Annotated in this window: 2 tRNA genes and 3 rRNA genes; all 5 read left to right on the forward strand. The window is 50.7% G+C overall.

Annotated elements, in window-relative coordinates:
• The first annotated feature begins 14 nt into the window (after nt 1–14).
• The 5 genes from C1A08_RS12975 to rrf all read left to right on the forward strand — a co-directional run bounded on the left by C1A08_RS12975 (nt 15) and on the right by rrf (nt 5,016).
• Nucleotides 15–1,543, forward strand: a 16S ribosomal RNA gene (locus C1A08_RS12975).
• A gap of 99 nt (nt 1,544–1,642) precedes the next feature.
• Nucleotides 1,643–1,719, forward strand: a tRNA-Ile gene (locus tag C1A08_RS12980).
• A gap of 10 nt (nt 1,720–1,729) precedes the next feature.
• Nucleotides 1,730–1,803: transfer RNA gene (locus C1A08_RS12985), tRNA-Ala, on the forward strand.
• 125 nt (nt 1,804–1,928) lie between these two features.
• A 23S ribosomal RNA gene (locus tag C1A08_RS12990) occupies nt 1,929–4,800 on the forward strand.
• Between the two features lie 103 nt (nt 4,801–4,903).
• Nucleotides 4,904–5,016: ribosomal RNA gene (rrf, locus tag C1A08_RS12995) — 5S ribosomal RNA — on the forward strand.
• The 16S, 23S and 5S rRNA genes sit together here with 2 tRNA genes alongside, the layout of an rRNA operon.
• Nucleotides 5,017–5,050 lie beyond the last annotated feature (34 nt).

The following is a 5,050-nucleotide window of genomic DNA, read 5'->3' on the forward strand; positions in this document are numbered from 1 at the left end:
GATTTAAATTTTTTACAATGGAGAGTTTGATCCTGGCTCAGGATAAACGCTAGCGGCAGGCCTAACACATGCAAGTCGAGGGGCAGCGGAAGAAGTAGCTTGCTACTTCTGCCGGCGACCGGCGCACGGGTGCGTAACGCGTATGCAACCTACCTTTAACAGGGGGATAATCCGAAGAAATTTGGTCTAATACCCCATAATATTTCAGAAGGCATCTTTTGAGGTTGAAAACTCCGGTGGTTAAAGATGGGCATGCGTTGTATTAGCTAGATGGTGAGGTAACGGCTCACCATTGCGATGATACATAGGGGGACTGAGAGGTTTTCCCCCCACACTGGTACTGAGACACGGACCAGACTCCTACGGGAGGCAGCAGTGAGGAATATTGGTCAATGGACGCAAGTCTGAACCAGCCATGCCGCGTGCAGGATGAAGGTGCTATGCATTGTAAACTGCTTTTGTACGAGGGTAAATTCAGATACGTGTATCTGTTTGAAAGTATCGTACGAATAAGGATCGGCTAACTCCGTGCCAGCAGCCGCGGTAATACGGAGGATCCGAGCGTTATCCGGATTTATTGGGTTTAAAGGGTGCGTAGGCGGTTTGATAAGTTAGAGGTGAAAGCTCGATGCTCAACATCGAAATTGCCTCTGATACTGTCAGACTAGAGTGTAGTTGCGGAAGGCGGAATGTGTGGTGTAGCGGTGAAATGCTTAGATATCACACAGAACACCGATTGCGAAGGCAGCTTTCCAAGCTATTACTGACGCTGAGGCACGAAAGCGTGGGTAGCGAACAGGATTAGATACCCTGGTAGTCCACGCCGTAAACGATGATAACTCGTTGCCGGCGATATAGTGTCGGTGACTAAGCGAAAGCGATAAGTTATCCACCTGGGGAGTACGTTCGCAAGAATGAAACTCAAAGGAATTGACGGGGGCCCGCACAAGCGGAGGAACATGTGGTTTAATTCGATGATACGCGAGGAACCTTACCCGGGCTTGAAAGTTAGCGACGGATCCTGAAAGGGGTCTTCTCTTCGGAGCGCGAAACTAGGTGCTGCATGGTTGTCGTCAGCTCGTGCCGTGAGGTGTCGGGTTAAGTCCCATAACGAGCGCAACCCCTACTGTTAGTTGCCAGCATGTCAAGATGGGCACTCTAGCAGGACTGCCGGTGTAAGCCGAGAGGAAGGTGGGGATGACGTCAAATCAGCACGGCCCTTACGTCCGGGGCGACACACGTGTTACAATGGTCGGTACAGAGGGTAGCTACCTGGTGACAGGATGCCAATCTCGAAAGCCGATCTCAGTTCGGATTGGAGGCTGAAACTCGCCTCCATGAAGTTGGATTCGCTAGTAATCGCGCATCAGCCATGGCGCGGTGAATACGTTCCCGGGCCTTGTACACACCGCCCGTCAAGCCATGGGAGTTGGGGGTGCCTGAAGTACGTGACCGCAAGGAGCGTCCTAGGGCAAAACCGATGACTGGGGCTAAGTCGTAACAAGGTAGCCGTACCGGAAGGTGCGGCTGGAACACCTCCTTTTTGGAGGGTATGATTATTTGAAGATAGGTATGAAACTTACCTGTTTTTCTCAGATTACCTTTAATTTTAATAATATGTGTGTCCCACATTACACTAGACAGTCCCGTAGCTCAGTTGGTTAGAGCACTACACTGATAATGTAGGGGTCAGCGGTTCAAGTCCGCTCGGGACTACCATAAAGAGATTGGGGAATTAGCTCAGTTGGCTAGAGCACCTGCTTTGCAAGCAGGGGGTCAAGGGTTCGACTCCCTTATTCTCCACAATTTACACTAGAAAGGTTTGCGTTTTGTAAGGCTTTCCTGTTGTAANAAAAGTTCTTTGACAGATTTAAGGATGAGAAAGGGGGTTGCATAACCGGTCACGAGCCGGGTTATGCGACACGAAAAAGAAAGTAAGCAAGGGCGTACGGGGGATGCCTAGGCTCTTGGAGGCGAAGAAGGACGTGTTAAGCTGCGAAAAGCTGCGGGGATTTGCAAAAAAGACTTGATCCGCAGATGTCCGAATGGGGCAACCCGGCAGGTCGGAGACCTGTCACACCGGCAACGGTGAGCAAACCCTATGAACTGAAACATCTTAGTAATAGGAGGAGGAGAAAGAAACATCGATTTCCCGAGTAGTGGCGAGCGAAAAGGAAAGAGCCCAAACCGGCGTTGTTACGGCAATGCCGGGGTTATAGGACTGCGATATCTTAATACCAACGAACGAGAAATGACTGGAAAGTCGTACCGTAGAGGGTGAAAGTCCCGTATTGGTAAGTTCGGTAAGCGGTAGCAGTATCCTGAGTATGGCGGGACACGAGGAATCCTGTCAGAATTTGCGGGGACCACCCCGTAAGGCTAAATACTCCCAAGAGACCGATAGTGGACCAGTACCGTGAGGGAAAGGTGAAAAGTACCCCGAACAGGGGAGTGAAAAAGAACCTGAAACCGTACGCTTACAACCTGTCGGAGCCGCTTCGTGCGGTGACGGCGTGCCTTTTGGATAATGAACCTACGAGTTACTAATCACTAGCGAGGTTAAGGACTATAAAGTCCGGAGCCGAAGCGAAAGCGAGTCTGAATAGGGCGTATAGTTAGTGGTTGTAGACGCGAAACCTTGCGATCTACCCATGAGCAGGATGAAGGTTGGGTAAAACCAACTGGAGGTCCGCACCGGTAAACGTTGAAAAGTTTTCGGATGACTTGTGGGTAGGGGTGAAAGGCTAATCAAGCTGGGAAATAGCTCGTACTCCCCGAAATGCTTTTAGGAGCAGCGTTGTAATAGTCTACTGGAGGTAGAGCTACTGATTGGATGCGGGGGCTTCACCGCCTACCAAATCCTGACAAACTCCGAATGCCAGTAGAATGATTTGCAGCAGTGAGCCGCTGGGTGCTAATGTCCGGCGACTAAAGAGGAACAACTCAGACCATCAGCTAAGGCCCCCAAACATACACTAAGTTGAACTAACGATGTGCGACTGCAGCGACAGCTAGGATGTTAGCTTGGAAGCAGCTATTCATTTAAAGAGTGCGTAACAGCTCACTAGTCGAGCGGTTGTGCGTGGATAATAACCGGGCATCAAGTGTATTGCCGAAGCTATGGACTCTACGGAGTGGTAGGGGAGCATTCCATCGACGTCGAAGCCGATTCGTGAGGATCGGTGGAGTTTATGGAAAAGCAAATGTAGGTATAAGTAACGATAAGGCGGGAGAGTAACCCGCCCACCGCAAGACCAAGGTTTCCTGATCAACGTTAATCGGATCAGGGTCAGTCGGGGCCTAAGGGTAAGCCGCATGGTGATCTCGATGGACAATCGGTTAATATTCCGATACTGATATGAACTGCGACGGAGGGACGGAGAAGCGTAAGCTACGCCAACAGACGGAATTGTTGGTTAAAGGGTGTAGGTATATGATTCGGTTAATAGCTGATTCATGCTGAAACCTGACAGTACCGAGCGGCTACGGCCAATCGGATAGTTAGCCCAAGCAAGCTTCCGAGAAAAACTTCTAAGCTTCAGGTTCATATCACCCGTACCGTAAACCGACACAGGTGGTCGAGGAGAGTATCCTCAGGTGCTTGAGTGAATCACGGATAAGGAACTAGGCAAATTGACCCCGTAACTTCGGGAAAAGGGGTCCCTACGCAAGTAGGGCGCAGCGAAGAGGTCCAGGCAACTGTTTAACAAAAACATATGGCTCTGCTAATTCGAGAGAAGAAGTATAGGGCCTGACACCTGCCCGGTGCTGGAAGGTTAAGAGGGGATGTCAGCGCAAGCGAAGCATTGAATCGAAGCCCCAGTAAACGGCGGCCGTAACTATAACGGTCCTAAGGTAGCGAAATTCCTTGTCGGGTAAGTTCCGACCTGCACGAATGGTGTAATGATCTGGACACTGTCTCGTCCGTGAGCTCAGTGAAATTGTAGTCCCGGTGAAGATGCCGGGTACCCGCAACGGGACGAAAAGACCCCGTGAACCTTTACTGCAACTTAACGCTGAATTTGGGTGCATAATGTGTAGGATAGGCAGGAGACTGCGAAGCGGTGCCGCTAGGTATCGTGGAGTCAACGTTGAAATACTGCCCTTTGTGTATTTGAATTCTAACCCCGCAAGGGAGACACCGTTTGGTGGGTAGTTTGACTGGGGTGGTCGCCTCCAAAAGCGTAACGGAGGCTTCCCAAGGTACCCTCAGCACGAATGGTAACCGTGCGCAGAGTGCAATGGCACAAGGGTGCTTGACTGTGAGACCAACAAGTCGACCAGGTGCGAAAGCAGGGCATAGTGATCCGGTGGTTCTGTGTGGACTGGCCATCGCTCAAAGGATAAAAGGTACTCCGGGGATAACAGGCTGATCGCCGCCAAGAGCTCATATCGACGCGGCGGTTTGGCACCTCGATGTCGGCTCGTCACATCCTGGGGCTGGAGAAGGTCCCAAGGGTTCGGCTGTTCGCCGATTAAAGTGGCACGCGAGCTGGGTTCAGAACGTCGTGAGACAGTTCGGTCTCTATCTGTTGCGGGCGTAGGAAATTTGAGGGGTCCTGACTTTAGTACGAGAGGACCGAGTTGGACGAACCTCTGGTTTATCAGTTATGCCGCCAGGTGTATCGCTGAGTATCCATGTTCGGATTGGATAAGTGCTGAAAGCATCTAAGCACGAAGCCAACCCCAAGATAAGATTTCCCTTGAGGGCCGTAGGAGACTACTACGTTGATAGGCCGCAGGTGTAAAGGCAGTGATGTCAAAGCCGAGCGGTACTAATAGCCCGAATGACTTTCTTTACAGAGGGCCCTTTTCTCATCCTCGAATCGTCAAATACTCGAAAGAAGGTGTTTGAGTCAAAAGAACTTTACGATATCATGTTGTTAGCTATAACAATGTAGATTTAGGTGGTTATAGCAGCGGGGTTCCACCTCTTCCCATTCCGAACAGAGAAGTTAAGCCCGTTCACGCCGATGGTACTGCAGTAACATGTGGGAGAGTAGGTAGCCGCCTCCTTAGAGTCCTCCGAGCATTCGGGGGACTCTTTTTT

The organism is Alistipes sp. cv1, from assembly GCF_900240235.1.
Taxonomy (GTDB): domain Bacteria; phylum Bacteroidota; class Bacteroidia; order Bacteroidales; family Rikenellaceae; genus Alistipes_A; species Alistipes_A hominis.